Annotated in this window: 20 protein-coding genes, 10 tRNA genes and 3 rRNA genes; 32 read left to right on the plus strand and 1 reads right to left on the minus strand. The window is 41.6% G+C overall.

Features of this window, described 5'->3' with window-relative positions; all coding sequences use genetic code 11:
- Positions 1-2: 2 nt before the first annotated feature.
- From MHH51_RS00385 to MHH51_RS00415, 7 genes are all read left to right on the plus strand, one after another.
- Positions 3-263 (plus strand): RNA-binding S4 domain-containing protein, encoded by a 261-nt coding sequence (locus tag MHH51_RS00385; RefSeq protein WP_147212275.1) that lies wholly within the window; start codon positions 3-5, stop codon positions 261-263.
- Positions 264-324: 61 nt separating this feature from the next.
- Complete coding sequence (gene yabP, locus MHH51_RS00390) at positions 325-627, plus strand: sporulation protein YabP (protein ID WP_147212224.1); 303 nt, start codon at positions 325-327, stop codon at positions 625-627.
- Positions 624-1,214: a spore cortex biosynthesis protein YabQ gene (gene yabQ, locus MHH51_RS00395; RefSeq protein ID WP_147212223.1), complete on the plus strand. Its 591-nt coding sequence runs from the start codon at positions 624-626 to the stop codon at positions 1,212-1,214. The genes yabP and yabQ overlap by 4 nt, the downstream gene beginning before the upstream one ends.
- Positions 1,215-1,381: 167 nt before the next feature.
- Positions 1,382-1,762, plus strand: coding sequence for a septum formation initiator family protein (locus MHH51_RS00400; protein WP_147212274.1), 381 nt, complete (start codon positions 1,382-1,384; stop codon positions 1,760-1,762).
- A gap of 70 nt (positions 1,763-1,832) precedes the next feature.
- Positions 1,833-2,219: a S1 domain-containing RNA-binding protein gene (locus MHH51_RS00405; protein WP_077602862.1), complete on the plus strand. Its 387-nt coding sequence runs from the start codon at positions 1,833-1,835 to the stop codon at positions 2,217-2,219.
- A gap of 385 nt (positions 2,220-2,604) precedes the next feature.
- Positions 2,605-2,904, plus strand: a complete 300-nt coding sequence (locus MHH51_RS00410; RefSeq protein WP_339283947.1) for a DUF2089 family protein — start codon at positions 2,605-2,607, stop codon at positions 2,902-2,904.
- Positions 2,904-3,194: a hypothetical protein gene (locus MHH51_RS00415; protein WP_339283949.1), complete on the plus strand. Its 291-nt coding sequence runs from the start codon at positions 2,904-2,906 to the stop codon at positions 3,192-3,194. Before MHH51_RS00410 ends, MHH51_RS00415 begins: the two co-directional genes overlap by 1 nt.
- 238 nt (positions 3,195-3,432) lie before the next feature.
- Here the strand turns inward: MHH51_RS00415 and MHH51_RS00420 are convergent.
- Positions 3,433-3,506, minus strand: a tRNA-Met gene (locus MHH51_RS00420).
- Between the two features lie 454 nt (positions 3,507-3,960).
- Here MHH51_RS00420 and spoIIE point away from each other — a divergent pair.
- The 25 genes from spoIIE to MHH51_RS00545 all read left to right on the plus strand — a co-directional run bounded on the left by spoIIE (position 3,961) and on the right by MHH51_RS00545 (position 25,606).
- Positions 3,961-6,423: a stage II sporulation protein E gene (gene spoIIE / locus MHH51_RS00425; RefSeq protein WP_147212221.1), complete on the plus strand. Its 2,463-nt coding sequence runs from the start codon at positions 3,961-3,963 to the stop codon at positions 6,421-6,423.
- Positions 6,424-6,676: 253 nt separating this feature from the next.
- The gene (locus MHH51_RS00430) at positions 6,677-7,414 is read left to right on the plus strand and encodes a hypothetical protein (RefSeq protein WP_339283951.1); all 738 of its coding nucleotides are present in this window, start codon (positions 6,677-6,679) and stop codon (positions 7,412-7,414) included.
- On the plus strand, positions 7,377-8,318 hold the full coding sequence (locus MHH51_RS00435) for a protein kinase (protein ID WP_339283953.1): 942 nt from the start codon (positions 7,377-7,379) through the stop codon (positions 8,316-8,318). The genes MHH51_RS00430 and MHH51_RS00435 overlap by 38 nt, the downstream gene beginning before the upstream one ends.
- A gap of 158 nt (positions 8,319-8,476) precedes the next feature.
- A complete protein-coding gene (gene tilS / locus MHH51_RS00440) occupies positions 8,477-9,865 on the plus strand; it encodes a tRNA lysidine(34) synthetase TilS (protein ID WP_339283955.1) in 1,389 nt (462 codons plus the stop codon).
- Positions 9,866-9,895: 30 nt separating this feature from the next.
- Positions 9,896-10,435 (plus strand): hypoxanthine phosphoribosyltransferase, encoded by a 540-nt coding sequence (hpt, locus tag MHH51_RS00445; RefSeq protein ID WP_186813720.1) that lies wholly within the window; start codon positions 9,896-9,898, stop codon positions 10,433-10,435.
- Between the two features lie 255 nt (positions 10,436-10,690).
- Entirely contained in the window at positions 10,691-12,742 is a 2,052-nt protein-coding gene (ftsH, locus tag MHH51_RS00450) for an ATP-dependent zinc metalloprotease FtsH (protein ID WP_147212216.1), read from the plus strand.
- Positions 12,743-13,145: 403 nt separating this feature from the next.
- Positions 13,146-13,916 (plus strand): type III pantothenate kinase, encoded by a 771-nt coding sequence (locus tag MHH51_RS00455; RefSeq protein ID WP_339283957.1) that lies wholly within the window; start codon positions 13,146-13,148, stop codon positions 13,914-13,916.
- 18 nt (positions 13,917-13,934) lie between these two features.
- Positions 13,935-14,807: an Hsp33 family molecular chaperone HslO gene (gene hslO, locus MHH51_RS00460; RefSeq protein ID WP_339283959.1), complete on the plus strand. Its 873-nt coding sequence runs from the start codon at positions 13,935-13,937 to the stop codon at positions 14,805-14,807.
- A gap of 204 nt (positions 14,808-15,011) precedes the next feature.
- On the plus strand, positions 15,012-15,941 hold the full coding sequence (gene cysK, locus MHH51_RS00465) for a cysteine synthase A (RefSeq protein ID WP_339283961.1): 930 nt from the start codon (positions 15,012-15,014) through the stop codon (positions 15,939-15,941).
- Between the two features lie 236 nt (positions 15,942-16,177).
- The gene (folP, locus tag MHH51_RS00470; protein WP_339286222.1) at positions 16,178-16,942 is read left to right on the plus strand and encodes a dihydropteroate synthase; all 765 of its coding nucleotides are present in this window, start codon (positions 16,178-16,180) and stop codon (positions 16,940-16,942) included.
- A gap of 40 nt (positions 16,943-16,982) precedes the next feature.
- The gene (gene folB, locus MHH51_RS00475; protein ID WP_147212213.1) at positions 16,983-17,348 is read left to right on the plus strand and encodes a dihydroneopterin aldolase; all 366 of its coding nucleotides are present in this window, start codon (positions 16,983-16,985) and stop codon (positions 17,346-17,348) included.
- On the plus strand, positions 17,345-17,845 hold the full coding sequence (gene folK, locus MHH51_RS00480) for a 2-amino-4-hydroxy-6-hydroxymethyldihydropteridine diphosphokinase (RefSeq protein ID WP_339283963.1): 501 nt from the start codon (positions 17,345-17,347) through the stop codon (positions 17,843-17,845). The genes folB and folK overlap by 4 nt, the downstream gene beginning before the upstream one ends.
- 104 nt (positions 17,846-17,949) lie before the next feature.
- Positions 17,950-19,431, plus strand: coding sequence for a lysine--tRNA ligase (lysS, locus tag MHH51_RS00485; RefSeq protein ID WP_339283965.1), 1,482 nt, complete (start codon positions 17,950-17,952; stop codon positions 19,429-19,431).
- Between the two features lie 467 nt (positions 19,432-19,898).
- A 16S ribosomal RNA gene (locus MHH51_RS00490) occupies positions 19,899-21,461 on the plus strand.
- Between the two features lie 189 nt (positions 21,462-21,650).
- A 23S ribosomal RNA gene (locus MHH51_RS00495) occupies positions 21,651-24,571 on the plus strand.
- A gap of 138 nt (positions 24,572-24,709) precedes the next feature.
- A 5S ribosomal RNA gene (rrf, locus tag MHH51_RS00500) occupies positions 24,710-24,825 on the plus strand.
- The 16S, 23S and 5S rRNA genes sit together here with 9 tRNA genes alongside, the layout of an rRNA operon.
- Before the next feature lie 9 nt (positions 24,826-24,834).
- A tRNA-Val gene (locus tag MHH51_RS00505) sits at positions 24,835-24,910 on the plus strand.
- 4 nt (positions 24,911-24,914) lie between these two features.
- A tRNA-Thr gene (locus MHH51_RS00510) sits at positions 24,915-24,990 on the plus strand.
- 13 nt (positions 24,991-25,003) lie between these two features.
- Positions 25,004-25,079 (plus strand) — tRNA-Lys (locus MHH51_RS00515).
- A gap of 3 nt (positions 25,080-25,082) precedes the next feature.
- A tRNA-Leu gene (locus tag MHH51_RS00520) sits at positions 25,083-25,167 on the plus strand.
- A 21-nt stretch (positions 25,168-25,188) separates the two neighbouring features.
- Positions 25,189-25,263 (plus strand) — tRNA-Gly (locus MHH51_RS00525).
- A gap of 6 nt (positions 25,264-25,269) precedes the next feature.
- Positions 25,270-25,358, plus strand: a tRNA-Leu gene (locus MHH51_RS00530).
- A gap of 3 nt (positions 25,359-25,361) precedes the next feature.
- A tRNA-Arg gene (locus MHH51_RS00535) sits at positions 25,362-25,438 on the plus strand.
- A gap of 1 nt (position 25,439) precedes the next feature.
- Positions 25,440-25,516, plus strand: a tRNA-Pro gene (locus MHH51_RS00540).
- Between the two features lie 17 nt (positions 25,517-25,533).
- A tRNA-Ala gene (locus tag MHH51_RS00545) sits at positions 25,534-25,606 on the plus strand.
- The last annotated feature ends 41 nt before the right edge of the window (positions 25,607-25,647 follow it).

Below are 25,647 nucleotides of genomic sequence, written 5' to 3' on the forward strand. Positions count from 1 at the left end.
TGATGAGATTAGATAAATTTTTAAAAATATCCCGGATAATTAAGCGGCGTACTCTAGCAAAGGAAGTAGCGGATCAAGGAAGAATTACTGTGAACGGTAATGCGGCGAAAGCTTCTACTGTTCTTTCTGAAGGAGACGAGCTTATCATCCGGTTTGGTCAAAAACTCGTTACTATACAAGTGAACGCTTTGCGGGAAAATGTCCGTAAAGACGAAGCAGATACGCTTTATAAGATTGTTAAAGAAGAGAAATTAGAGCAGTAGAAATATAGTTCTATACTTGTCCCTCCCATCATAAGCTATTAACGATAGGGAGGGTTTTTATATGAATTATTATGAGAATAAAGATGTAAGAAATCATATTGAACAAGAGCATACCGTAAAAATAGACAAACGAAAAAACCTTGAAATTACAGGCGTTAAAGAAGTAGACAGCTTTGATAACGAAGCATTTCTGTTAGAAACAGTGATGGGGTATTTAATTATCCGCGGACAAAATTTACAGTTAAAGAATTTAGACGTGACAGAAGGGATTGTCACTATTAAAGGAAAAATATATGAGCTTTCCTATGTAGATGACCAGCAGCAGGAGAAAGCTAAAGGGTTCTTTAGCAAGTTATTCCGATGACTTTATCTACGCAATTTCTAACACTTATCACGATGGCTTTAAGCGGTTTTTATTTAGGTATTGCTCAGGAAACCTTCCGTCGCTTCACAGTTTACTGGAAGGGGCGGTTATTTTTAACGTACTTTTTAGAAATATTATTTTGGATGATGCAGGCGGGCATTTTATTTTATATATTATACCGGGTGAATCAAGGAGAGCTCAGAATCTATATTGTACTAGCAAGCCTCTTTGGTTTTTCTGCTTATCAGGCATTGGCAAAACAAGTATACAAAAGGTTATTAGAACGTTTGATCCGAATTTTTAAAGCAATTTATCAGGGAATAGAAAAATTGATAAAAATATTGCTTATTTCTCCTTTGCGGTGGATATTCTTCACGTTCTATCGTATGATAAAAGCAATACTAATCGGAGTTATGAAAATAATTATATGGTTGTTTCTTTTTTTATTTACTCCTTTGCGGTGGATAGGGACAGGCCTTTTTCGCCTTTTTCCAAAACCAATTCAAAATTTCTTTCTGCAAATTGCAGGATTTTATAGTAAAATACAGAATATAGTTTATAAATACGTGTTTAAAAAGTCCGATTAAAAGGATCAAGAAGTTTGAGGCAGCGAAGTATTGAGTAACGGAACGTATGCTTTTAAATACGTGAGTAATGGAGATGCAAGCTAACGAAGAAATTCGCCGTGTCATTTTAATTGGACTTTTTAAACGTCACTTAGATGGATTCAGTCTTATCGGAGGAGGTAACAGCTGTGGAAGAAAGAAAGAAGAAAGTAACAAAACTTCATTCTAAGTCCGTACACCAGTACGATGCGTACATAGAGCGACAGAATAGAAAAAAACAGCGCCTTACCAGAAGGTTGGTACTGTATGCATTAGTTGTTGCGGTGATCATAGGAAGTATGTCAGTCTATCATTTCAGTCAGCGGTCGATTAAAGCGGATAAAATGGACGAGTATGAACAGTTAGAGCAGCAGCTTGCAGATTTAAAGCAGGAAGAATCGGATTTAAATAATGAAATTGAGCTCCTGAAGGACGAAGATTATGTTCTTGAGATTGCCAGAACTAATTATTTCTTCTCAAATGAAGGAGAATTAATATTTAAATTGCCTGATGAAGACCCATCATATTGACACTTTTTATTTTGATTAATATACTATATATTGAAGAACATTTAATCTTTTAAGGAGGAGCATTTCTTTTATGTCAATTGAAGTAGGCAGCAAGCTGCAAGGAAAAGTAACCGGAATCACTAATTTTGGGGCTTTTGTGGAGTTAGAAGAAGGAAAAACAGGTCTGGTTCATATTAGTGAGGTTGCAGACAACTATGTCAAAGATATTAATGAACATTTAACGGTTGGAGATGAAGTAAAGGTTAAAGTCATTAATGTTGAAAAGGATGGCAAAATCGGCCTGTCCATTAGAAAGGCGAAAGATCGCCCGCAAGTACGTCAAAAGAGTCAAAAAGAACGCACGGAGAACTTCGAGTCCAAAATGAATCGTTTCCTAAAGGATTCCGAGGATCGTTTAGCCTCTTTGAAAAAGCACACTGAATCCAAGCGTGGTGGACGGGGTGCTAGAAGAGGATAGTGGTTGCTGTCTATTAATAATGCTCTATGGATAGATCAAAGCAGATGCTTCTTAAATTAAGGAGGCATCTGCTTTTTTAATATGTTTGGCAGGGCTGGGACAAGAGGAAAAGAGTTTAACCCCAATAACGGAGAATGTGTAAAAAATGCAGGAAATATATACGGGCTTTAGAAGAAAGTAAAGTATATATTCCTAATCGGTTATTCACATAATTTATGTTCGTTATAATTTGCTGGGTTAAAAGACTTCTACTGTCCTGGCTTTTTTGTGTTGGTTAATAATTTGTTAAATATTATTTCAATAAATTATAAATAATATTTAACTTTGTTTTAACTTTATTTAAAACTATGTTAAAATAAAATTAAATATTGAGGAGTGAGGCTATATGGATATCAAAAATGTACCAGATTGGATTTTATCCTTAGACGAGGAAGATTTAGAGTTCATTAAAAAATTCGTGATGAACTCCGGCTCATTAAAGGAGGTTGCGAAAATTTATGCTGTCTCTTATCCCACAGTAAGAATTAAGCTGGATAGGCTGATTGAAAAGATAAAATTAAATGATGCCAAGGATAATGAAGAGTTTATAAAATTTATTAAACAGCTTTCCATCGATGATCGTATCAATCTTGAAGAAGCAAAATTAATTATTGAAAAGTATAAACAGGAAAAGGAGGAAAAATAATGTTTGGATTTGGTATTTATGATGCGTTTATAATTGCAGGATTTCTGGCAATACAGTATTTTCTCTCAACCAGAAATAGTGTTTATTGGGGAGCGATTATTCCTGTTCTCCTTGTTTTCTGGTTAACATGGAGCTTATATATAGGAAGAATAGAAAGTGTCCTTGCCTATGCGCTGATTCTTTTAGTTGGGATGATTGTTCTGGCTATGGAATGGCATGAAGGAAGAGTAGCTCTTAGTAAACGTAGAAATAAAGAATTAGATAAAATGAAATCACAGGACATACAGTAAAACGACAGCATGGATAATCTCAAATGGATATAATCTAGACTATCAAATGAATATATTATGGTTAGATGTAATAAGTGGGGAACTTCATCGAAACATTTGATTTTATAAAATCAAATGATACTTAAAGTGAGAGTTTGCACCCACTGAGAACATTTGTAATTATTCACTTCCAATAATACTGTTGCATAATAACAAAAAAGCTTATTTCCTCGGTAAGGGAAATAAGCTTTTTTCAGGATAGCGGCGGAGGGGATCGAACCCACGACCTCACGGGTATGAACCGTACGCTCTCGCCAGCTGAGCTACGCCGCCATTAAAACCAACAAGAAAAATCATACAACAGACAATACAAAGTGTCAATAGTTTCCACGCATATTTTATAAGCTGATTTGTAAAAGCCCCGGAATATATAGCGGTCAATCTGAAAAAATACGTTTTCTGCTCTATTTTTTTAAGGATCGCCTATCTTGTCGAGCTTATAGAAAAGAACAGCTTTTCTCCCACCTTTTTCTACAAATGATGAAGCAATATCTAAAAAGCTGCGCAGATTTTAAATGATGGAAATGTATCAAACAGTAGCTTCAAATTAGCTGTATTCCCATCACTATAAACAAAAATTTATTGTTCGCCAGGTATACACCCTTTTTGTAAAACGATGTTAACTTACCAAAATTAAGTCGAACGATTTTTAGAAGCTGCCATGTTTTTTTGACAAAAAAAGAATACAACCTGTGTTTTACTAGTTGGAAAGATGGGAGTGGATAAAATGATAGGTTCAATTCCAAGGGTGGATTCGGGAAGCATTGCAATCGAGAAAGCACATAAAAAGAGAAAATGGAGAGAACAAATTATGGCGAAGATTAATCATGTATTGATCGCGCAAGGCTGGTTATTTTACATTACCGGTTTCTTATTAGGACGGGCTGTCATCCTGCAGGCGGTTTCTCCATTTGCTGTTGCGTTTATTGCCAGTATGTGGCTTGTCCATCGTGATAAATCATTCCGGTCTATGATTGCTGTTATTTTAGGAGCACTAACTTATTCCATGCAGCATGTTGTTTTTATCTTTCTTGCTTTTATCTTATTTATTTTCATATCGGCAGCAACAAAGTCTATCAAAAACCAGCAGTGGATGCTGCCTGTCACGGTTTTTTTAGCTACCAGCCTGCCGAGAATGTTTCTATATTCTATCCAGGATACAATATCGTCCTTCCAATGGATGATGTTAGCCATAGAAGGAGTACTTGGAGCAATTCTTGTACTTATATTTATGCAAAGCATTCCGCTATTATCACCAAAACGGTATAAACCTGCTTTAAAAAGTGAAGAAATTGTCTGCCTGATTATTCTTATTGCCTCTGTATTAACAGGATTCATTGGCTGGGAGGTGTATGGAGCCTCTTTAGAGCAGGTCTTTTCAAGATATTTTGTGTTAGTATTTGCTTTTGTCGGTGGAGCGGCAATCGGATCGACTGTCGGTGTTGTAGCAGGAATGATTTTATCATTAGCCAATGTTGCTAACCTCTATCAAATGAGTCTGCTTGCCTTTTCAGGAGTACTCGGTGGATTATTGAAGGAGGGAAAGAAGGCAGGGACGGCGCTTGGCCTCTTAATCGGGACAGGCTTAATTGGTGTCTATGGTGAAAATGTTGCTTTATTGCCGTCGTTAATAGAATCGCTTATGGCAGTGATGCTATTTATACTTACTCCGGCATCATGGTTTGAGCAAATTGCCCGCTATATACCGGGGACAGAAGCATATACAAATGAACAAGAGCAGTATTCGCAAAAGGTTCGAAACGTTACTGCAAAGCGAGTGGAGCAATTTTCAGATGTTTTTCAAGCACTCTCAAAAAGTTTTGCGGTAACAGACAGGACATTAAGTGATGAAAAGAGGGACGAGAAGAGAGATACAGATTACTTTTTAAGCCAGGTGACGGAAAAAACATGCCAGGGGTGTTTTCTAAAGAATAAATGCTGGCAAAAGGAATTTGATAAAACCTATTCTTTGATGGAGGACATGAAGCAGGATATAACTGCCGGACAGGATCCAAATCGGAATGTTATGAAGGATTTTGAGAATCATTGTGTGAAATCACGCCAGGTGGTGGAGGCAATGCGATCAGAAATGAGCTTTCACGAAGCAAATCAACAGCTCAGACAGCAGGTAACAGAAAGTAAGCGCTTAGTTTCTGATCAGCTCCAGGGTGTTTCTGAAGTAATGAATGATTTTGCTAAAGAAATACTAAAGGAGCGGCAGCACCACGAGCTGCAGGAATCGCAAATTATCCATGCTTTAAAGCAGATGGGAATAGAATTAGTCCGCTTAGACATTTATCACTTGGAAAAAGGAAATGTAGATATTGAATTGACAACAAGCTTTTATGAATATCATGGAGAGGGTGAAAAGCTGATTGCTCCTATTCTTTCAGAGCTGCTCGATGAAATGATTGTGGTGAAAACGGAGGATATTTCCTCTTTCCCGTACGGATATAGCCACTTCGTCTTCGGCTCAGCAAGAGATTTTGCGATTGAGACAGGAGCGGCAAATGCAGCAAAAGGAGGTGGACTTGTATCTGGAGACAGCTTTACAACCATTGAGCTTGGCGCAGGAAAGTTTGCCATGGCTATCAGTGATGGGATGGGGAATGGAAAACGCGCGAAAGAAGAAAGTACAGAAACATTGCGCTTATTGCAGCAAATTTTACAGACAGGGATACGGGAAAAGGTTGCCATCAAAACCATCAATTCGATTCTCGCTTTGCGTACTACTGATGAGATGTTTGCAACGCTTGATTTAGCAGTCGTTGATCTGCATAACGCATCTGCAGAATTTTTAAAGATTGGTTCGACACCGAGCTTTGTCCGCAGAGGAAACGCGATGCTGAAAATTGAGGCCAGTAATCTTCCGATGGGGATTATTAAAGAGTTTGACGTAGATATTGTCAGTGAACAGCTAAAGCCGGATGATTTATTAATTATGATGAGTGATGGAATTTTTGATGGGCCAAAAGACGTGGAGAATATCGATATTTGGATAAAACGTAAAATTAAAGAAATGGACACGGAGGATCCGCAAGAGATTGCTGATCTGTTATTAGAAGAGGTGATTCGGACAAGATCAGGAGATATTAATGATGATATGACAGTATTGGTTGCCAAGGTAAAGAAAAACACACCAAGGTGGGCAAATGTTCCAATTCATCATGGGAAGGTTCTTTCTATGTAGAGCGGGAAATATCTATCTATATATATAAACGGATGTTTTACTTAAAGAGAACCCTCTCTCTTCCTTTAAGTGTGAGTTCAAAAAGTAGCTAAATTAGAAGCAAGAAGGTCAAAGACACGTCAACGCAGAGATTCGCCGCTTATCATTTTGAGACTTTTTGAACATCCTCGTTAAGCAAATCTATCAAATATATGTATACAGAAAGTATTATTTGGTGATGATGGTAATGGAAGATGAGGGAGGTATACATCAAATGAATGCGGGAACGTTAAAACAAATTCTGCTGTTAACAGACGGCTGCTCTAACAAAGGTGAAGATCCTGCTGTTGTTGCCAGCTTAGCTAACCAGCAGGGAATTACCGTAAATGTAATTGGTATTTTAGATGATGATCAGACAGAACAGCCGGAAGGGCTCCGGGAAGTGGAGGATATAGCAGTGTCCGGCGGAGGTGTCAGTCAAATTGTCTATAGTGAACGCCTGTCACAAACAGTGCAGATGGTAACAAGGCAGGCTATGACGCAAACATTGCAGGGATTTGTGAATAAAGAGCTGCGCAGTATTTTAGGAAAAGATCAGTCAATGGAAGAGCTGGATCCTGAAAAACGCGGTGAAATTATGGAAGTTGTTGAGGATTTAGGTGAAACGAGCGATTTGGAAGTAGTTGTACTCGTCGATAGCAGTGCAAGTATGCGTGATAAATTAGAAACGGTGAAGGAAGCACTTTTTGATTTATCGATGAGCTTAAACGCACGTGTCGGGAAAAACCGTTTTTGTATTTACCGTTTTCCAGGCAGGCGGAGTGATATTGAGCTTGTACTTGATTGGTCGCCAAGGCTGGATGGTATTTCTAAAGTATTTCCAAAGCTGACAAGCGGCGGAATAACTCCAACTGGACCAGCATTACGTGCGGCGATGTACCAATTCAGTAAAAAGCAGCTGCGGAGGAATTCGGATGAAGAACCATTCGACATTGAAGAAACCGGCTATTAATTTACATGCTCAGCAAAAAGTGACTGGAAAATGGCATTATAAATCCTACACCGTAGTCAGAAAAATTGGCCAGGGTGCGATAGGATCTGTTTATCTCTGCATGTATAATGGACGGCCTGTTGCCTTGAAAATGAGTGAACAGGATGCAGCTGTAACAGTGGAAGTCAATGTGCTCAAAGCGCTGAAAAAGGTTCAAGGATACCGCCTTGGGCCTTCTTTATTGGATGTGGACGATTGGACAGCACCGAATGGAAGAGTGTATTCCTTTTATGTGATGGAATATATGGAGGGCCAAACGTTAGGTGCGTTTATTCAGGCGAGGGGTAAGAAATGGCTTGGCGTATTGATGGTTCAATTATTAGAGGATTTGGACCAGCTTCATCAGGCTGGCTGGACTTTTGGTGATTTAAAAACGGACAATATTCTTGTTGAATCGAATCCACCTAGAATTCGATTGGTGGATGTAGGCGGTACAACAAGGATGGGACGGTCTATTAAAGAGTATACTGAGTTTTTTGATCGCGGGTATTGGGGCTTGGGGACGCGTAAGGCAGAGCCAAGCTATGATTTGTTTGCTGTTGCGATGGTGTTTCTCCATATTTATTATCCGAGACGGTTTGAACGTATGACAGGGGAGCCTTCAGAGAAATTGTTGGAAAAAAAGCTGTATCGTGCAACTGACCTGCAATTACTTCACCCCATTTTAAGAAAAGCATTGAAAGGAAAGTATCATACAGCAGCAGAAATGAAAACGGAAGTTATGGACAAAATAAAACAGGTACAGCGCCGGCGCAGTCAATATCGTAAAAAGGTACAGCAAAAGAAAGCTTACCCTGTTAAAGAATCGTTTAGCATCTCTCTGATTGCTTCTGTTTTTTGGATTATTTCACTGCTGTTACCTTAATGAGGATATTTAAAAATGAAAATATGCTTTTTTGGCATCCTCTCTTTTGAACCGTTTCTTAAAAAGGAGTATGATAGAAGTGTAGTCAAAATACGGTTATTTTCTAATTTAGAATAACCGTATGACGCGGCAGAGAATTCGGATGGAGGAAGAATGAGATGGAGCAGAAGGTGTATGCGTTTATTCAGAGACATCAATTAATTCAAAAGCATACAACGATTCTTGTCGGAGTTTCAGGAGGACCAGATTCTATTGCCCTGTTACATTTTTTTAAAAAGCTTTCCTCCAATTGGGATTTAAATCTTGTGGCAGTAACAGTAGATCATCAGCTGCGTAAAGAAGAATCTGCTGAAGATTGCCATTTCGTTAAAGAAATTTGTCGGGATTGGGAAATTCCCTGTGTGACAAGAGCAGTAGATGTAAGGCAATACCAAAAAGAAAAAAGCGTTAGTGAAGAGGTTGCTGCACGCGAATTAAGATACAGTGTTTATCAAGAATTGATGCATGCAGAAAATGCAGATGTACTTGCCCTTGGACATCATGCTGATGACCAGATTGAAACGCTGGTTATGCGGATGGCCAGAATTGCGACATCCAATGCCTTAAAGGGGATTCCTGTACGGCGGAATTTTGCCGGCGGAGAAATCATCCGTCCTTTATTAGGTGTGACAAAGAATAATATTCTTGCTTATTTGGAAAAATATCAATTGAGCTATCGGGTAGATAAAACAAATGCAGATGAAGCTTATACAAGAAACTATTACAGGAAAAATGTCGTGCCATTGCTGAAGGAGAAAAATCCGGGTATTCATGAGACAATACAAACCCTCAGCGAGACGTTATCACAGGATGAACAATACTTGCAGGCACAAGCTGCGGAAATGGTAGAAAAAATAGTGGAATTCCGTGAAAATAACCGGGAAATTTGTTTTGCTGCAGAAGCTTTTTTAGAGCTTCCTCAGGCTTTACAAAGAAGGGCCTTTCATCTAATATTAAACTATCTATATGGAACCTTACCTAAAGACCTATCCTATATCCACGAAGTAAACTTTTTTGACCTGTTAAGGCGCCGGAATGGGAGCTCAAGTTTGGATTTTCCCTTGCGGCTCCAAATGACAAATATATATGGACAAATTTATCTGCAATTTGGTCATCAGCCATCCACGAAGTTAGCACATTCCTCTTTATTGACAGTACCGGGCGAAGTGCTGCTGTCGGACGGAACAAAGATCGAGGCATCAATGGTCAAAGAAACTCCGGCAGAGAATGAAGCTATTTTTGTCTTTCCGTCAGATTCTATTTCATTACCACTACATATCCGAGTAAGAAAAGCGGGAGATCGTATGTCTGTCAGAGGACTCAATGGTTCAAAAAAGCTTAAGGATATTTTTATAAACGCTAAAATACCAAAAAGTCTACGGGATAATTGGCCAATTATAGTGGATGATAAAGGAGTCATCCTTTGGGTTGTCGGTCTAAAAAAAGCAGAGACTGCACAGAATGGTAAAGGATTGAATATAAAGCTGGAATATAGTTCGAGAAGATAATTAGGAGGAGAAAACATGGCGCAAGGAACGATTCATGATGAGATTGAGAAGATTTTGGTAAGTGAGGAAGAGATTCAGGAGAAATGCAAGGAGCTTGGCGCTGTATTAACAGAGGAATACAAGGGCAAGTTTCCACTGGCTATCGGTGTATTAAAAGGCGCGTTGCCGTTTATGTCAGATATTCTTCGTCATACAGAAACACATCTGGAAATGGATTTTATGGATGTGTCCAGTTATGACGGCGGAACATCCTCGACAGGAGAGGTGAAAATTCTAAAAGATTTGAATACAAAAGTAGAAGGCCGCGATATTATCATTGTGGAAGATATCATTGATAGCGGACTTACCTTGAGCTACTTAGTGGATTTATTTAAATATCGTAAAGCTAACTCAATTAAAATCGTGACGCTTCTCGATAAACCGGCCGGAAGAACAGCAGATATCAAAGCGGACCTTATCGGCTTTGAAGTTCCGGATGAATTTGTTGTGGGCTATGGTTTGGATTATGCAGAAAAATATCGAAATCTTTCTTATATTGGTGTTCTGAAACCAGAAATTTATGGCGGATGATGAATACATTTAAAAGTGGGCAAGACAGTGGCTTAATTGGGACAGGCTGCAATGGAAATTGCTGAAAATATAGCTTTTCTCAGAAGCAGCATTACATGTATTTTAAAGAATAATCCTAGACGATTTGATTAGGAATTTTGCAATATTTCATTTCATAAAAAATAATTCGTCAAAAATGGTTAAATTATTTGTATAAAGCGATTTTACTATGATACGATTTACTATAGTTTTTCCCCATTTGGGAGGAGGTAAGCAATGAATCAGATATTTCGTAAGGTCTTCGTCTGGATGCTCTTATTTATTATCATTATTGGAGTAATCGGAGTGTTCAATGGACCAAGTGAAGATCAGGAGCAGTATGATGTACAGCAATTTATGAATGCTTTAAATAATGGTGAAATTAAGGAACTGACCTTTCAGCCGTCACATGGCATCATTCGTTTGACGGGTACGTTAACAGACGATGATGAGACAGAATTTGTTGCTCAGGTACCGGATAATGAAGCAATTGTCTCACAAATTACAAATAGAGCAAGCCAACAAAGTCAATTAACGGTAGAGGAAGAAGAACAGCCTAGTCCTTGGCTTACATTCTTAACTGGAATTATTCCATTCTTATTGATTGGTCTATTCTTATTATTCATCCTTAGTCAGGCACAAGGCGGCGGTGGCGGCGGCCGTGTTATGAACTTCGGTAAGAGTAAGGCGAAAATGTACTCTGAAGATAAGAAAAAAGTCCGCTTTAAAGATGTCGCTGGTGCTGATGAAGAGAAACAAGAACTTGTTGAGGTCGTGGAATTTTTAAAAGATCCGCGTAAATTCTCGCAGGTAGGCGCACGTATTCCAAAAGGTGTCCTTCTTGTCGGCCCTCCGGGTACAGGTAAAACATTACTGGCGAAAGCAGTCGCAGGTGAAGCAGGAACACCATTCTTCTCCATCAGTGGTTCTGACTTCGTAGAAATGTTTGTAGGGGTCGGTGCCTCCCGTGTACGTGATTTATTTGAAAATGCGAAGAAAAATGCGCCGTGTATCATCTTTATTGATGAGATTGATGCAGTCGGCCGTCAGCGTGGAGCAGGACTAGGCGGTGGACATGACGAACGTGAACAGACACTAAACCAGCTATTGGTTGAGATGGACGGATTTGGAGCAAATGAAGGAATTATTATGATTGCTGCAACGAACCGTGCTGATATACTTGACCCTGCTTTATTACGTCCAGGACGTTTTGATAGACAAATCATGGTAGACCGTCCAGATGTGAAAGGCCGTGAAGCTGTTCTGGAAGTACATGCAAGAAATAAACCGCTTGAAGATACAGTTGATTTAAAAACAATTGCAATGCGTACTCCGGGATTCTCTGGTGCCGATTTGGAGAACTTGCTGAATGAAGCGGCGTTAGTTGCAGCTCGTGCTGATCGTAAGAAAATTGGCCAGTTAGATATTGACGAAGCAATTGACCGTGTTATTGCGGGACCTGCGAAGAAGAGCAGAGTTATTTCCGAAAAAGAAAGAAATATTGTTGCCTATCACGAGAGTGGTCATACGGTCATCGGTATGGTCTTAGATGATGCTGATGTCGTTCACAAAGTTACCATTGTTCCCCGTGGTCAAGCCGGTGGTTATGCGGTAATGCTTCCAAGAGAAGACCGCTACTTCATGACAAAACCGGAGCTGTTTGATAAGATTACCGGTTTACTGGGTGGACGTGTCGCAGAAGAAATCATTTTTGGTGAAGTAAGCACAGGGGCTTCCAATGACTTCCAACGTGCGACAGGTATTGCGCATAAGATGATCACCGAATTTGGTATGAGTGATAAGATTGGTCCGCTTCAATTCAGTAATGGCGGTGGAGGTAATGTATTCCTTGGCCGTGATATTCAAAATGAACAAACATATTCTGATGCAATTGCACACGACATTGATCAGGAAATGCAGAATTTCATTAATTACTGTTATGACCGTGCAAAAACAATTCTTACAGAGCATAAAGCACAGTTAGAATTAATTGCTAAGACATTATTAGAAGTGGAAACACTAGATGCAAAACAAATCAAATCTCTTTTTGAAGATGGAAAGCTTCCTGAACCGGAAGAAGGTTCAGATGATTTGAAGGTAAGCATTCAATCAAAAGAAGATGATGAGGAAAAAAGAGGACTTTCTTTTGAAGAAGCAAAAGAAAAAGCCGAAAAGAAATCCGATTCTTATATAAACGATCCTATTATGAATAATGATTATGAGGAAAAAGAAACGCATAACTCTGACGAAAATACAGAGGACAACTCAGATTCAGATCGTAAAAATTAAGAAGTTGGGAAGTATATACATGAAGCAGCCTAAGATTGGAAAGGCTGCTTCTTTTTTTTGCAGACAGGCGAGTGTTTGCGCACGTGACACTGTAAACTTCTCAATTGTACTATGAAGCGATTGTCTCAAGAGCGTTTGAATAAGATTTTTGCATGGTTGTAATGCTTTTTTGGTTTTTCCTTAAAAAAAGTATGTTATATTAATTTTTAGGTAAAGAAGAAAGTTTCCTGTTTGCATAAATACAGCAATAATTAATAGGGCGGGCAGCCACAATGATTTTCGGTGGGGCGAGTAATCGCAGTCCCAGCCCCAGCCCCAGATCTCAACGAAGGTGACTTATTCTACGCTTTTAAGGCTTGGTTTGCCGAGTTTTCTTAAGAAACGAAGGAAGGTATGATGATAGATGTTATTTGTTCTTGACGTAGGGAATACTAATACAGTCTTGGGTGTTTTTGATAATGATATATTAATTCATGATTGGCGTATAAAAACAGACCGTTATAAAACAGAAGATGAATTTGGTATGTTAATTCATTCATTATTTGAATATAAAGGGTTAAGCTTCCAAGACATTACCGGGGTGATTATTTCTTCTGTAGTACCACCTATTATGTTTGCATTAGAGAAAATGAGCCGCGATTATTTTCATTTAGAAGCAGTTGTTATTGGAAAAACATCCTACGACAAGATGATTAAGATGAATTATCCAAATCCGTCTGAAATTGGAGCGGACCGGATCGTTAATGCAATAGCAGGTATTCATAAATACGGCGCACCATTAATTATTATTGATTTTGGTACAGCTACCACCTATTGCTACGTTGATGAAGAAGCGAGATATGCTGGAGGAATTATTACCCCAGGCGTCAATATTTCAATGGAAGCATTAAATACAAGAGCTTCAAAGCTGCCAAAAATCGAGATTCAAAAACCCCAGCAGGTTATTGGTTCTTCTACTGTTGAGGCGATGACATCCGGTGTCTTTTATGGTTATATTGGTCAGATTGATGGCTTGGTAAAACGGATTAAACAGGAAAAAAGGACAGACCCTACCGTTATCGCAACAGGCGGCTTGTCTAAACTGATTGCACATGAATCAGAGACAATAGATGCTGTGGAGCCGTATTTAACGTTGAATGGGCTGTATCTCATTTATAAAAAGTATTATCAATAAAATGGAGGAATGATGATTGTGAACGATTATTTAATTAAGGCTACAACATATAATGGCATGATTCGTGCATATGCAATTTCCTCAACAGAAACAGTGGAGGAAGCGCGCAGAAGACAAGACACATGGGCAACAGCTTCTGCTGCACTTGGCCGTACAGTTACAGTTACAGCAATGATGGGAGCGATGCTGAAGGGAGATGACTCTGTTACCGTAAAAGTAATGGGGAATGGACCGATGGGTGCTATTGTTGCAGACGGAGATGCAAAAGGTCATGTACGTGGATATGTAACAAATCCGCATGTTGATTTTGATTTAAATGAAAAAGGTAAGCTGGATGTAGCCAGAGCAGTCGGCACAGAAGGAAATATCAGTGTTATCAAGGATTTAGGGATGAGAGACTATTTTACAGGTGAGACACCTATTGTATCCGGCGAGATAAGCGAAGATTTCACATATTATTTTGCAACTTCCGAGCAAGTTCCGTCAGCAGTCGGTGCAGGGGTTCTCGTCAATCCGGATTTGAGTATTTTAGCTGCCGGCGGTTTTATTGTACAAGTTATGCCGGGTGCAGATGAAGCGATTATTGAGCGGTTAGAGGACCGTATCCAATCCTTCCCTGCTATTTCTTCACTTATCCGTGAAGGAAAGACACCTGAAGAGATTCTATACACATTGTTTGATAAAGATAATGTAAATATATTGGAGAAAATGCCGATAGAATTTCAATGCAAATGTTCGAAAGAAAGACTTGCGAATGCTATTATTGGATTAGGTGATGAAGAAATCCAGAAAATGATTGATGAAGATCATGGAGCAGAAGCAACCTGTCATTTTTGTAATGAGCGCTATATCTTTACAGAAGAAGAGCTAAAAGAGCTTAAACAATCATAAAAAATGTGTAAATAGCGGAGTCATGATACAAAATAGAAGTATGATGGGCCGCTTTTTTATATAGATGGAAATAGATGATGAATTCGGATTTGCTTCAGATTAGAAAAATGGGCATTTTTTTAACCTTTAGGATTGACATTTTTTCAATAAAGAAATACATTATATATAAATCATATAAAAATACTTGGCATTAGGAGGGGTTATATGACAGTTGCAAATAATATTGCAGGTCTAATTGGTGGAACACCTATTGTAAAGCTCCATAATATTACTGACGAGAATAGTGCAGATGTATATGTAAAATTAGAATTTATGAACCCAGGAAGTTCGGTAAAGGACCGTATCGCAGCAGCAATGGTCGAAGCTGCAGAGAAATCAGGAGATTTGAAGCCCGGGGATACGATTATTGAACCGACCAGTGGTAATACAGGAATTGGTTTAGCAATGGTTGCTACTGCTAAGGGGTATCAGGCAATTCTTGTTATGCCTGACACGATGAGTCAAGAACGCCGTAATTTACTGAAAGCCTATGGAGCGAAGCTTGTATTAACTCCTGGAGCTGAAGGAATGAAGGGTGCGATTGCTAAAGCGAAAGAATTGCAAGAAGAGAATGGTTATTTTATGCCACAGCAATTTAACAATCCCGCTAACCCGGAAATTCATGAAAAAACAACTGGTAAAGAAATCGTGGAACAAATGTCAGACGGTTTAGATGCTTTTGTTTCCGGGATAGGAACAGGCGGAACAATTACCGGTGCTGGGAAAGTGCTGAAGGAAAATTTCGATGGTGTTAAAATTTATGCTGTGGAGCCAAAGGATTCACCAGTGCTTTCAGGCGGAAATCCTGGACCGCATAAGATTCAGGGAATTGGAGCAGGCTTCAAACCTGAAGTACTTGATACATCCATTTATGATGAAGTTCTGCAGATTGGAAATGAAGAAGCTTTTGAAGCAGCACGAAAGGTCGCTACGACAAATGGAATCCTGGGTGGTATTTCTTCAGGAGCAGCAGTTGCAGCGGCAGTGAAAGTCGCAAAAGAATTAGGTAAAGGTAAAAAGGTTCTGGCGATTCTTCCTGATAATGGAGAACGTTACCTTTCTACAGCTCTTTATCAATTTGATGAAGAAAACTAAAAGTCGAAATGAAAAAGGAATCAGCTATCTTAAGGCTGGTTCCTTTTTTTATCTTTTTTAACCAGCGCTTTCCACTTTTTTTCTTTAACGTCTTAAGGTAGGATGTAGAATAGATGCGATTGATTTGATACGATGCTATATAAGAATAAACACATTCTTTAGGCGGCGAAGAGGAGGCGAAATAAGTGATACAGGCAAAAGAATTTCAATTAGACTTAACTAAGCGCACGCATATTATGGGAATATTAAATGTCACTCCTGATTCTTTCTCAGACGGCGGGCATTATACAAATATTGAAAAGGCAGTTGCCCAAGGAAAAAAAATGGCGGCAGATGGAGCGGATATAATTGATATTGGCGGAGAATCTACTCGCCCAGGACATACGCCTGTCAGTGCGGAAGAAGAGGCAGGTAGGATTATCCCGGTTATTGAGGCTTTAAAAGAGTCCTTACAAATCCCTATTTCAGTGGATACATTTAAGGCCTCTGTAGCGGAGCAGGCTGTACAAGCTGGTGCTTCTATCATAAATGACATTTGGGGAGCGAAAAGAGAACCGAAAATTGCAGAGGTTGCTGCCCGTTATCAAGTACCGATTATATTGATGCATAATCGAAAAGGTATGGATTATAGGGACTTTATTCAGGACTTAAAATCAGATTTACTTGAGAGTATAACGATTGCTAAAGATGCAGGTGTAGAGGACAGCCAGATTATTCTCGACCCGGGTATTGGGTTTGCAAAAACGATGGAACAGAATCAATATATAATTAAAGAACTTCAAGAATTAACATCATTCGGTTATCCGCTGCTTTTGGCAGCCTCTCGAAAAAGATTTATAGGCGATATTTTAGATGTTCCTGCAGATCAAAGAGATATTGGAACAGCGGCGACAACAATAATTGGAATTGCCAAAGGTGCACGCATTGTTCGTGTACATGATGTGAAAACCAACCTGGAAGCAGCTAAAGTAGCAGATGCAATTTATCAAACAAAGCTGTAGCTAAATAAAAAAACATGTTCAGAAGAAAAGGGGAACAACAATGGATAAAATTGTTTTAAAACGGATGCAGTTTTATGGATATCATGGGCTGTTACCTGAAGAAAATACTTTGGGACAACGTTTTTATGTTGATGCTGACCTGTACCTGTCTTTAAAGAAAGCTGGGGGATCAGATGCAATGGAGAATTCTATACATTACGGGAAAGCTTATGAAAAGATAAAACATGTCGTGGAAGAGAAACGCTTTAACCTTATTGAAGCAGTAGCTGAAGCAATTGCAGATGAGCTTTTTATTTCTTTTGAATTGCTGGAGGCGTGTACCATTCATGTAACAAAACCGGATCCGCCCATTCCGGGATATTATGAGTCGGTTGCTGTAGAAATTTATAGGGAGAGAACGAAATGAATCAAGCATTTATCGCACTGGGAACAAATATTGAACCGAGAAAAGAACATCTGAGACAGGCATTAGAAATACTGGAAGCAAATGAAGCTGTCAGGATTCAGAAAAGATCCTCTGTGTACGAAACTGCCCCGGTTGGATATCAGGATCAATCAGACTTCTTAAATATGGTATTAGAGATCCAAACAAGCTTATCAGCAATGGATTTACTTTTTTTTTGCCAGCAGATTGAAAAGGAACTTGGCAGAAAACGGAATATCCGGTTTGGCCCCCGAACCATTGACCTTGACATTTTGACATTTAATCATGAAAATAGTACAGTAGAAAGATTGATTATACCGCATCCTCGCATGCATGAGCGTGCTTTTGTATTAATTCCATTAGCAGAGATTGCTCCTGGTTTTATTATACCTGTACGTGAAAAATCTGTAGAAGCCTATTTAAAAGAACTTCCAGAGTCAGATAAAGCTGATGTAAGATTATTGGAGACAGAGATATAAGAGAAAACAACGAAGTTTTATTCTTCGTAGGATAAAGTAGTAATTGTCTTAACGCCCAGGTTAGAAGATATCATATTAACTATTTAAGAAGCGGAGTGGTAGAAGTGTCAGAAGAATTGAATGAACATATGCAGGTAAGACGTGATAAGCTCGCAGGATACATTGAAAAAGGATTGGATCCATTCGGCGGAAAATTTGAGCGTACCCATCTGGCGGCAGATTTAGTTGAAAAATACGATCAGTTTTCAAAAGAAGAGCTGGAAGACATTACAGATGAGGTAACGATAGCCGGACGTTTAATGACAAAACGCGGAAAAGGAAAAGCCGGGTTTGCGCATATGCAGGATTTAAGCGGACAAATCCAATTATATGTTCGTAAGGATGCAATTGGTGAAGAAGCATATGAAATCTTTAAATCAACAGATCTGGGCGATATTGTAGGTGTTACAGGCGTAATGTTCAAAACCAATGTCGGAGAATTGTCTGTTAAAGCAAAAGAATTTCATCTGCTATCCAAATCATTACGTCCTTTACCGGAAAAATATCACGGGTTGAAAGACATCGAGCAACGCTATCGTCAGCGCTATTTAGATTTAATCACAAATCCGGAAAGCAGAGATACGTTTGTAGCCCGCAGTAAAATTATTCAATCAATGCGTGAGTATTTAAACAAACAAGGCTACTTAGAAGTAGAAACACCAATGATGCACAGTATTCCGGGCGGCGCATCAGCACGTCCTTTTATAACCCATCATAATGCATTAGATACTGAACTATACATGCGTATTGCCATTGAATTACATTTAAAACGTCTTATTGTCGGCGGTCTGGAGAAGGTATATGAAATTGGGCGTGTATTCCGTAATGAAGGGGTATCAACAAGACATAACCCTGAATTTACAATGATTGAGCTATATGAAGCATATGCTGATTATCATGATATAATGAATCTTACTGAAAACTTAATTGCCCATATTGCGCAAGAAGTTTATGGAAAGACAACTATTCAATATGGTGATTATGAAGTAAATCTTGAGCCTCAATGGACAAGACTGCATATGGTGGATGCTATTAAACAGGAGACAGGTGTAGATTTCTGGCAGCACTTATCTGATGATGAAGCACGTGCGTTAGCGAAAGAACATAATATTGAAATAACAGATGCAATGACATTTGGGCATATTGTAAATGAATTCTTTGAGCAGAGGGTAGAAGAAACATTAATTCAGCCTACATTTATTTTTGGGCATCCTGTAGAAATCTCCCCACTGGCTAAAAAGAATAAAGAAGATGAGCGTTTTACAGATCGTTTTGAGTTGTTTATCGTAGGAAGAGAACATGCTAATGCCTTCAGCGAATTGAATGATCCAATTGATCAGCGTCAGCGTTTTGAAGCGCAGGTAAAAGAAAGAGCGCAAGGCAATGATGAAGCTCATTATATGGATGAGGACTTTTTAGAAGCATTAGAGTATGGTATGCCTCCAACTGGCGGATTAGGAATTGGAGTAGACCGTTTGGTAATGTTATTAACGAACTCTCCTTCTATTCGTGATGTATTGTTATTTCCGCAAATGAAAAATCGTTAATTGCATATGTCATAGAGAGCAAAGCCCTGAAGGAAGATTGTCTTCCTTCAGGGCTTTGCGTTTTAGTGAATGTGAAAAATGGCGGAAAAGCTTTGTAAACAGGGATTTATAAAAGGTTTATCAAACTGCTTCAATAAAATGAATTATAGAAATATTTGTCTTCTGTAATTTTATTTCAAAAAAGACTTGCTTTCATTTTGGAATCATGATAAATTAATTATCGTTGCATAACGCAATGTGCATCACATGAACGGTTCAACAAGATAACAACAAAATAAATTAAAAAAAGTTGTTGACAATGAATTGTAAATGTGATAAATTAATAAAGTCGCCAATTTGAAACGACGACAAAGAAATTGCTCTTTGAAAACTGAACAAAACAACCAGTACGAAAGAAGAAAAACACCTCGTTTTTCTTGAATATTTAAGTCAGAAGTTGACTTCTGAAAGCTAAAGAAACAAACACTTTTATGGAGAGTTTGATCTTGGCTCAGGACGAACGCTGGCGGCGTGCCTAATACATGCAAGTCGAGCGCGGGAAGCGGACAGAACTCTTCGGAGGGACGTTCGTGGAACGAGCGGCGGACGGGTGAGTAACACGTAGGCAACCTGCCTGTAAGACTGGGATAACTCGCGGAAACGCGAGCTAATACCGGATAATACTTATCATCTCCTGATGGTAAGTTGAAAGGCGGCTTTTGCTGTCACTTACAGATGGGCCTGCGGCGCATTAGCTAGTTGGTGAGGTAATGGCTCACCAAGGCGACGATGCGTAGCCGACCTGAGAGGGTGATCGGCCACACTGGGACTGAGACACGGCCCAGACTCCTACGGGAGGCAGCAGTAGGGAATCTTCCGCAATGGACGAAAGTCTGACGGAGCAACGCCGCGTGAGTGATGAAGGTTTTCGGATCGTAAAACTCTGTTGTCGGGGAAGAACAAGTATGATAGTAACTGATCGTACCTTGACGGTACCCGACCAGAAAGCCACGGCTAACTACGTGCCAGCAGCCGCGGTAATACGTAGGTGGCAAGCGTTGTCCGGAATTATTGGGCGTAAAGCGCTCGCAGGCGGTTCTTTAAGTCTGATGTGAAATCTTGCGGCTCAACCGTAAACGTGCATTGGAAACTGGAGGACTTGAGTGCAGAAGAGGAGAGTGGAATTCCACGTGTAGCGGTGAAATGCGTAGAGATGTGGAGGAACACCAGTGGCGAAGGCGACTCTCTGGTCTGTAACTGACGCTGAGGAGCGAAAGCGTGGGGAGCGAACAGGATTAGATACCCTGGTAGTCCACGCCGTAAACGATGAGTGCTAGGTGTTAGGGGGTTTCCGCCCCTTAGTGCTGAAGTTAACGCATTAAGCACTCCGCCTGGGGAGTACGGCCGCAAGGCTGAAACTCAAAAGAATTGACGGGGACCCGCACAAGCGGTGGAGCATGTGGTTTAATTCGAAGCAACGCGAAGAACCTTACCAGGTCTTGACATCCTTTGACCGCTCTGGAGACAGAGTTTTCCCTTCGGGGACAAAGTGACAGGTGGTGCATGGTTGTCGTCAGCTCGTGTCGTGAGATGTTGGGTTAAGTCCCGCAACGAGCGCAACCCTTGATCTTAGTTGCCAGCATTTAGTTGGGCACTCTAAGGTGACTGCCGGTGACAAACCGGAGGAAGGTGGGGATGACGTCAAATCATCATGCCCCTTATGACCTGGGCTACACACGTGCTACAATGGACGGAACAAAGGGAAGCAAGCCCGCGAGGTCAAGCAAATCCCATAAAACCGTTCTCAGTTCGGATTGTAGGCTGCAACTCGCCTACATGAAGCCGGAATCGCTAGTAATCGCGGATCAGCATGCCGCGGTGAATACGTTCCCGGGTCTTGTACACACCGCCCGTCACACCACGAGAGTTCGTAACACCCGAAGTCGGTGAGGTAACCTTTTTGGAGCCAGCCGCCGAAGGTGGGACGAATGATTGGGGTGAAGTCGTAACAAGGTAGCCGTATCGGAAGGTGCGGCTGGATCACCTCCTTTCTAAGGATATATAACGGAATTTTGTACTTGGTTGTTTGGTTCAGTTTTGAGAGAGCAATCTCTCTTTTTGTACCTTGAAAACTAAATAAGAGTAACAACGACATCAAACTTTAGAAATAAGGCAAAAAAGCTATTGATATAGCAACACAACTGATTACGAAGTAATCAGCAAACTTATTCCAAAACTTTAGTTAAGTGAATAAGGGCGCACGGTGGATGCCTTGGCACTAGGAGCCGATGAAGGACGGGACTAACACCGATATGCCTCGGGGAGTTGTAAGTAAACTTTGATCCGGGGATTTCCGAATGGGGGAACCCACTGTTCGTAATGGGACAGGACATCTATCTGAATACATAGGGTAGATGAGGCAGACCCGGGGAACTGAAACATCTCAGTACCTGGAGGAAGAGAAAGAAAAATCGATTTCCTGAGTAGCGGCGAGCGAAACGGAAAGAGCCCAAACCAAGAAGCTTGCTTCTTGGGGTTGTAGGACACTCCATTGGAGTTACAAAGAAATTCTTTAAACGAATCGACTTGGAAAGGTCAGCCGAAGAAGGTAACAGCCCTGTAGTTGAAAAGGAATTTCCTCCGGAGTGTATCCTGAGTACGGCGGAACACGTGGAATTCCGTCGGAATCCGGGAGGACCATCTCCCAAGGCTAAATACTACCTAGTGACCGATAGTGAACCAGTACCGTGAGGGAAAGGTGAAAAGCACCCCGGAAGGGGAGTGAAATAGAACCTGAAACCGTGTGCCTACAAGTAGTCGGAGCCCGTTAATGGGTGACGGCGTACCTTTTGTAGAATGGACCGGCGAGTTACGATTGTATGCAAGGTTAAGTGGAAGACACGGAGCCGTAGCGAAAGCGAGTCTGAATAGGGCGAATGAGTATGCGGTCGTAGACCCGAAACCGTGTGATCTACCCATGTCCAGGGTGAAGGTCAGGTAACACTGACTGGAGGCCCGAACCCACGTATGTTGAAAAATGCGGGGATGAGGTGTGGGTAGCGGTGAAATTCCAATCGAACACGGAGATAGCTGGTTCTCTCCGAAATAGCTTTAGGGCTAGCCTCAAGATCGTGAGTACTGGAGGTAGAGCACTGATTGGACTAGGGGCCCCTACCGGGTTACCGAATTCAGTCAAACTCCGAATGCCAGTTACTTCAACTTGGGAGTCAGACTATGGGTGATAAGGTTCATAGTCGAAAGGGAAACAGCCCAGACCGCCAGCTAAGGTCCCAAAGTATACGTTAAGTGGAAAAGGATGTGGCGTTGCACAGACAACCAGGATGTTGGCTTAGAAGCAGCCATCATTGAAAGAGTGCGTAATAGCTCACTGGTCGAGTGACGCTGCGCCGAAAATGTACCGGGGCTAAACGTATCACCGAAGCTGCGGATTGTTCTTACGAACAATGGTAGGAGAGCGTTCAAAGTGCAGAGAAGTCAGACCGTGAGGACTGGTGGAGCGCTTTGAAGTGAGAATGCCGGTATGAGTAGCGAAAAAAGAGTGAGAATCTCTTTCACCGAATGCCTAAGGTTTCCTGAGGAAGGCTCGTCCTCTCAGGGTTAGTCGGGACCTAAGCCGAGGCCGACAGGCGTAGGCGATGGACAACAGGTTGATATTCCTGTACCACCTCATGATTGTTTGAACAATGGGGGGACGCAGGAGGATAAGGAGTGCGCACTGATGGATGTGCGTCCAAGCATGCGAGGAAGTCAGATAGGCAAATCCGTCTGACATATTTCTGAGCTGTGATGGGGAGGGAAATAGAGTACCGAAGTTCCTGATTTCACACTGCCAAGAAAAGCCTCTAGTTAGATCATAGGTGCCCGTACCGCAAACCGACACAGGTAGGCGAGGAGAGAATCCTAAGGTGAGCGGGAGAACTCTCGTTAAGGAACTCGGCAAAATGACCCCGTAACTTCGGGAGAAGGGGTGCTCACTTGTGAGTGAGCCGCAGTGAATAGGCCCAAGCGACTGTTTAGCAAAAACACAGGTCTCTGCGAAGCCGAAAGGCGAAGTATAGGGGCTGACACCTGCCCGGTGCTGGAAGGTTAAGGGGAAGAGTTAGCTCTTCGGAGCGAAGCTTTGAACCGAAGCCCCAGTAAACGGCGGCCGTAACTATAACGGTCCTAAGGTAGCGAAATTCCTTGTCGGGTAAGTTCCGACCCGCACGAAAGGTGCAACGACTTGGGCACTGTCTCAACGAGAGACCCGGTGAAATTATACTATGCGTGAAGATGCGCATTACCCGCGACAGGACGGAAAGACCCCGTGGAGCTTTACTGTAGCCTGATATGGAATGTTTGTGCAGTTTGTACAGGATAGGTGGGAGCCTTTGAAGCGTGAGCGCCAGCTTACGTGGAGGCACCCGTGGGATACCACCCTAACTGTATGACCATTCTAACCCAGGACCGTAATCCGGTTCGGAGACAGTGTCAGGCGGGCAGTTTGACTGGGGCGGTCGCCTCCTAAAAGGTAACGGAGGCGCCCAAAGGTTCCCTCAGAATGGTTGGAAATCATTCGTAGAGTGTAAAGGCAGAAGGGAGCTTGACTGCGAGACCTACAAGTCGAGCAGGGACGAAAGTCGGGCTTAGTGATCCGGTGGTTCCGCATGGAAGGGCCATCGCTCAACGGATAAAAGCTACCCCGGGGATAACAGGCTTATCTCCCCCAAGAGTTCACATCGACGGGGAGGTTTGGCACCTCGATGTCGGCTCATCGCATCCTGGGGCTGTAGTCGGTCCCAAGGGTTGGGCTGTTCGCCCATTAAAGCGGTACGCGAGCTGGGTTCAGAACGTCGTGAGACAGTTCGGTCCCTATCCGTCGTGGGCGTTGGAAGTTTGAGAGGAGCTGTCCTTAGTACGAGAGGACCGGGATGGACACACCGCTGGTGTACCAGTTGTTCCGCCAGGAGCATAGCTGGGTAGCTACGTGTGGAAAGGATAAGTGCTGAAAGCATCTAAGCATGAAGCCCCCCTCAAGATGAAACTTCCCATCACTTCAAGTGAGTAAAATCCCTCAGAGACGATGAGGTTGATAGGTCCGAGGTGGAAGCGTGGCGACACGTGCAGCTGACGGATACTAATCGATTGAGGACTTATCTAAGTTTTTTGATGTCACGTTACTCTTATTTAGTTTTCAGGGTGCAAATTTAAAAAAAGTGTTGCATTTTTATTCTGAAGTGCATATAATATAACTTGTCCTTGTTTTTAAGGAAACATCTTCAAGTTACATATTGTATTGTCTGGTGGCGATAGCGAAGAGGTCACACCTGTTCCCATGCCGAACACAGAAGTTAAGTTCTTCAGCGCCAATGGTAGTTGGGGGCTTCCCCCTGCGAGAGTAGGACGTTGCCAGGCTTTAAATCCGGAGGATTAGCTCAGCTGGGAGAGCACCTGCCTTACAAGCAGGGGGTCGCAGGTTCGAGCCCTGCATCCTCCACCATTATGCCGGCCTAGCTCAACTGGTAGAGCAACTGACTTGTAATCAGTAGGTTGGGGGTTCAAGTCCTCTGGCCGGCACCATTTTCCTTTTAAGGAGCCATTAGCTCAGTCGGTAGAGCATCTGACTTTTAATCAGAGGGTCGAAGGTTCGAATCCTTCATGGCTCACCATTTGCGGGTGTGGCGGAATTGGCAGACGCGCTAGACTTAGGATCTAGTGCCTTCGGGCGTGGGGGTTCAAGTCCCTCCACCCGCACCATTAATTAAATAAAGGCAATACGCGGAAGTAGTTCAGTGGTAGAACATCACCTTGCCAAGGTGGGGGTCGCGGGTTCGAATCCCGTCTTCCGCTCCAAATATTGCCGGGGTGGCGGAACTGGCAGACGCACAGGACTTAAAATCCTGCGGTAAGTGATTACCGTACCGGTTCGATTCCGGTCCTCGGCACCATAAGCGCCCGTAGCTCAATTGGATAGAGCGTTTGACTACGGATCAAGAGGTTAGGGGTTCGACTCCTCTCGGGCGCGCCATCGGGAAGTAGCTCAGCTTGGTAGAGCACTTGGTTTGGGACCAAGGGGTCGCAGGTTCGAATCCTGTCTTCCCGACCATTACATGAATATAACATGGGGCCTTAGCTCAGCTGGGAGAGCGCCTGCCTTGCACGCAGGAGGTCAGCGGTTCGATCCCGCTAGGCTCCACTCAATAACTTTTAAATAAGTTGTTGACAATGGTTTTGAAA

It is taken from the genome of Oceanobacillus sp. FSL K6-3682 (assembly GCF_037976165.1).
GTDB lineage: Bacteria > Bacillota > Bacilli > Bacillales > Amphibacillaceae > Oceanobacillus > Oceanobacillus sojae.

Excerpts from the sequence above, each read along its gene's own strand:
- MHH51_RS00385 (WP_147212275.1), top strand. The coding sequence starts at position 3 with ATGAGATTAGATAAATTTTTAAAAATATCCCGGATAATTAAGCGGCGT.
- yabP (WP_147212224.1), top strand. The coding sequence starts at position 325 with ATGAATTATTATGAGAATAAAGATGTAAGAAATCATATTGAACAAGAG.
- yabQ (WP_147212223.1), top strand. The coding sequence starts at position 624 with ATGACTTTATCTACGCAATTTCTAACACTTATCACGATGGCTTTAAGC.
- MHH51_RS00405 (WP_077602862.1), top strand. The coding sequence starts at position 1,833 with ATGTCAATTGAAGTAGGCAGCAAGCTGCAAGGAAAAGTAACCGGAATC.
- MHH51_RS00410 (WP_339283947.1), top strand. The coding sequence starts at position 2,605 with ATGGATATCAAAAATGTACCAGATTGGATTTTATCCTTAGACGAGGAA.
- MHH51_RS00415 (WP_339283949.1), top strand. The coding sequence starts at position 2,904 with ATGTTTGGATTTGGTATTTATGATGCGTTTATAATTGCAGGATTTCTG.
- spoIIE (WP_147212221.1), top strand. The coding sequence starts at position 3,961 with ATGATAGGTTCAATTCCAAGGGTGGATTCGGGAAGCATTGCAATCGAG.
- MHH51_RS00430 (WP_339283951.1), top strand. The coding sequence starts at position 6,677 with ATGAATGCGGGAACGTTAAAACAAATTCTGCTGTTAACAGACGGCTGC.
- MHH51_RS00435 (WP_339283953.1), top strand. The coding sequence starts at position 7,377 with ATGAAGAACCATTCGACATTGAAGAAACCGGCTATTAATTTACATGCT.
- tilS (WP_339283955.1), top strand. The coding sequence starts at position 8,477 with ATGGAGCAGAAGGTGTATGCGTTTATTCAGAGACATCAATTAATTCAA.
- ftsH (WP_147212216.1), top strand. The coding sequence starts at position 10,691 with ATGAATCAGATATTTCGTAAGGTCTTCGTCTGGATGCTCTTATTTATT.
- MHH51_RS00455 (WP_339283957.1), top strand. The coding sequence starts at position 13,146 with ATGTTATTTGTTCTTGACGTAGGGAATACTAATACAGTCTTGGGTGTT.
- cysK (WP_339283961.1), top strand. The coding sequence starts at position 15,012 with ATGACAGTTGCAAATAATATTGCAGGTCTAATTGGTGGAACACCTATT.
- folP (WP_339286222.1), top strand. The coding sequence starts at position 16,178 with ATGGGAATATTAAATGTCACTCCTGATTCTTTCTCAGACGGCGGGCAT.
- folB (WP_147212213.1), top strand. The coding sequence starts at position 16,983 with ATGGATAAAATTGTTTTAAAACGGATGCAGTTTTATGGATATCATGGG.
- folK (WP_339283963.1), top strand. The coding sequence starts at position 17,345 with ATGAATCAAGCATTTATCGCACTGGGAACAAATATTGAACCGAGAAAA.